This is a genomic window from Acinetobacter kyonggiensis (genome assembly GCF_900107285.1).
GTDB lineage: Bacteria > Pseudomonadota > Gammaproteobacteria > Pseudomonadales > Moraxellaceae > Acinetobacter > Acinetobacter kyonggiensis.
Genome location: NZ_FNPK01000059.1, coordinates 1 through 3,825, shown reverse-complemented (window position 1 = coordinate 3,825; position 3,825 = coordinate 1). Strand labels below are relative to the sequence as shown.

4 protein-coding genes are annotated in these 3,825 nt (G+C 36.1%); 2 read left to right on the top strand and 2 right to left on the bottom strand.

The genetic code is table 11. From position 1 onward, the window contains the following. Together BLV99_RS17835 and BLV99_RS18300 are read right to left on the bottom strand one after the other, a co-directional pair. Window positions 1-236: transposase (locus tag BLV99_RS17835; RefSeq protein ID WP_131725231.1), on the bottom strand; the 236-nt coding region annotated here is incomplete at its 3' end. A 193-nt stretch (window positions 237-429) separates the two neighbouring features. Further along, window positions 430-594 carry a hypothetical protein gene (locus tag BLV99_RS18300; RefSeq protein ID WP_167356350.1) on the bottom strand — a complete coding sequence of 55 codons (165 nt, stop codon included), beginning with the start codon at window positions 592-594 and terminating at the stop codon, window positions 430-432. A gap of 717 nt (window positions 595-1,311) precedes the next feature. On the opposite strand from BLV99_RS18300, the gene BLV99_RS17830 reads away from it, so the two are divergent. Together BLV99_RS17830 and BLV99_RS17825 are read left to right on the top strand one after the other, a co-directional pair. Further along, window positions 1,312-3,207 carry a TonB-dependent receptor plug domain-containing protein gene (locus BLV99_RS17830; protein WP_244516352.1) on the top strand — a complete coding sequence of 632 codons (1,896 nt, stop codon included), beginning with the start codon at window positions 1,312-1,314 and terminating at the stop codon, window positions 3,205-3,207. A gap of 367 nt (window positions 3,208-3,574) precedes the next feature. Further along, window positions 3,575-3,825, top strand: a 251-nt coding sequence (locus BLV99_RS17825) for a transposase (protein WP_139243526.1), incomplete at its 3' end; no start/stop codon positions are given.

The following is a 3,825-nucleotide window of genomic DNA, read 5'->3' as shown; positions in this document are numbered from 1 at the left end:
GCATGTAGTTTTTTTAGATCGATGGGTGGTTCTGTTGGAGCTTTTGATTGATCGAAAGCTTGCGAGGAAGCTGAAATCAGTTGATTTTTCCAGTCGATAATTTGGTTTTGATGAACATCAAATTCAGCACTCAATTCAGCAAGTGTTTTTTCTGCTTTAATCGCAGCAAGTGCTACCTTAGCTTTAAAATCATTTGAATGATTTCTTCTTGGTCTACGTGCCATAAAATACTCCATATATTGATGTTTATAACATCATTTGGGGAGCAAAATATCACTTATAAGTGTTGTTCAAATTTCCTGATCCACCTCTTAAATTAGGTTTTTTTATTATAAAAATATCTATTTTTCATTTTGCAAACAAAAACCCCACTTAAAAAGTAGGGCTATATATTCAGTGATTTGCGTACTTAATCATCGTTTTTATAGTTTATTTTGCTTTTGGTGCATCTTTGTCGGGTTCAACTGTTTTTTCAGGTTCGTCTGATGGTTTTGGCGCGGTTTCAGTTGGATCATTAGATGCATGAACTGGATGTGGGGCGGTTGAATTAATCTTATTTGAGAAAGCTTTGAATCCAGTATTTTGAGTGCTCATGTTATTTCCGTTGAAATGTTTATTGAGTAGCCATCATGGCCTTTTAAACTGTTAACACTGCGGTAGTTATGAGATGAAAATGTGGCGATATGTACGATTAAATTTTTTATATCTTATTTATATTTCAAGGATTTTTCTAATAAGACTGCGCTGAGCTGGTTTGCTTGACTATCTGAGTAGCCAACGTATTTATTTTATATTTTTTCGATACAGAATAGATACAAGACGTTAGGCAGAGAGTCATATCAATCAGTGAAGATATTCGCTGGAACAGCTTGAAATTACAACAAATTGAAAAACCTAAGATAAAAACAAACTTCAATCAGCTTTCCAGCATCTCAAAGAAATTCCAGAATGGTGGGAGCTTTGCGTTCGGTACCGCTATGACATTTATGCATTCGCGGTCGATGCGACATTCCTCACTGCTGAAGGCATTATATTTATCTTGATTAAGTAGGACAGCACATACACATCGCAATAAATGTAGACATCAACAGTTTACATTTAGTGTGTGTCCAACTTTAGGTGTAGGTTAAGTAAGGATTATTTCGCAAATAATAGAAGTTGCAAAAATTATACACTTACATATAATTGCGAATGATTCTTAATTTCAATTGTATTTTTATATTATGTCAAATCAAATACTTTTCTCTAAAAAGATCCTTAGTATTACTATGCAGAGTTTATTGGGCCTAGGCTTATTTGCTAGTTATACGCATGCTGAAAAAACTATTACTGAAAAAATTAGCGACCATTACTGTGACAGCAACTCAAACAGAACATGATCAAAAAAGTGCTCCAGCAAGCATTAGTATTATTACCCAAGAAGACCTAGCAAAACGTCCTGTTTATGATCTGGCAGATGCTCTACAGCAGAGTGCAGGTATTCACATAAATACGTCCTCTGCTTATGGTCGTAAAGAAATTAAAATACGTGGTTTAGACTCAGACTATACGCTGATTTTGGTGAATGGGCGCCGAGTTAATTCTAGGGATGCGTTAACCTCGAACTATTCAAATGATTTTGATTTATCGTCTATTCCTTTAGCTGCTGTAGATCGTATTGAAGTAGTTCGCGGACCAATGTCTTCAATTTATGGGGCTGATGCCTTGGGCGGTGTCGTCAATATTATTTTAAAGAAACCAAGTGAACAACTAGAGATAGCTTTCAACTATAGCTATGAGTTACCAACTGAAGGGGACAACGGGGCAATTCACAAAGCAAGTGCGTATATCGGTGGCAGCCTGATTGAAAATAAACTTTTGGCAAATCTAGTACTTGAGGGTGTAGATCAGCAGGCTTGGCGCTCTGAACAAAGTATCTATAAAGATACCGATGCTGCAGAAAAACGCAAAGGCTTTAGCATACTTTCTAACCTCAGTTGGCTTATTAATGACAACCAAACATTGGATGTTGACTTGACCCATCGTTCAGATGACCGTAAAGCCACATGGAGCAACTACGGTTTGTCATTCCCAACCAATATCCAAGAAATGGATCGTACCAGTGTTGGACTCACTTACTCAGCGAATTGGAATGATATCAACAGTAGACTGCGTTATTACTATGAAAACGTAGACTTGATGGATAACTCAGAAATCATCACCAATTTGTATAAAAAGACGGGAGATATTCAGCAAACCAACCACACGATTGATGCGCAAGTGAGTGGTCATGTTGGAGAACAGCATTTAGTTACTGGTGGAGCCGAATTTCGTAAAACAGAATTAGAACATAACCAAAATTTAAATGGGTCATTATCTCTGAATCAAACAGCATTCTATCTCCAAGATGAATGGAAATTAGATAGACTGTCTCTTACATTTGCTGGACGATTTGATGACTATGAAAGCTTTGGAAGTGAATTTAGTCCACGTTTTTATAGTGTTTATCAAGTAACTGACCAATTTAATTTAAAAGGTGGTATTGGTAAATCATTCAAAGCACCAAGTATTTCACAATCAGATCCTACATATTCGGTATTAGCTTGTCGTGGGCTGTGTCAGGTTGTTGGAAATCCTGACTTAGAGCCAGAAACAGCAACGAGCTACGAGTTTGGTGGTGTGTATGAAAATGATCAGTTCTATGCAAGTTTAATGTACTTTGATAATGACATTAAAAACATGATTGTGAGTGATAGCTGGAGAGCTGGATATCGCCCGAATATAATGACTTATACCAATATACATTCAGCATCAGTAAAAGGCGTAGAACTTGAAAGCCAATATGATATTAATGATGCTTTGGGCATTAAGCTGAATTACACATATTCAGATGGCAAAAATAAAGATACTAACCAAGAGTTAGATTATAGCCCTCGTCATACAGGGAGTATGAATTGGGATTGGCGAGTGAGTAATGTACTTGGGTTAAATCTAAATTACCAATATATCGGTAGCCAAATGCTATACGTACCTGCAATTTCGAAAAGTGAGAAATCAGATGATTACCATGTTCTTGGAGTAAGTGGGCAGTATCAATTTAATCCGAGTTTTTCTATGCAGGCAGGAATTAAAAATTTAACAAATACTAAGCGTGATGAGGTTTCTCGTTCTATTGATCAAATATTAATGAGCAGAACAGCTTTTGTCGGTTTTAATTTTAAATACTAAACAACATATATTTATCTAGGATCTATCATCCATGAAAATAGATTTTGGTGCAGTATTTGCTATACAGACAATGAAGCCTATTTAAAACTCCAAACATTTATTGCTATTTTCTGGCAACGAAACCTAAAGCATATTAAATGCTTTAGGTTTTTAAATTTTTTCCAGTTATCAATTTTTTGATGTGTATACTTTGAATAGTTTTTAGCTCTTACTTCTGAAAAGTAGTCTATAACCAACTCTGAAAATTAAAATAATTAAGCATGTAGAACGAACAGATAAATTATCAAAAAATATCAGGATTAATAATGTAACTAGGGCGTGTCATCAATTAGGTTGATAAAATCTGACGCGTCCTTATTATTCTCTTATGACTAAACGCTATGCATTAAGAGACGATCAATGGGAACAGATTAAAGATCTGTTACCTGGACGAACAGGTACGGTTGGTGTAACCGCCAAAGATAACCGATTATTTGTTGAAGCAATACTATATCGTTACCGCTCAGGTATCCCGTGGCGAGACTTGCCTGAACGCTTTGGTGATTTTAGAGTCGTGCATACTCGCTTTAGCCGCTGGGCTAAAACAGGCGTGTGGCAGAGAGTTTTTGAAGTGCTGTC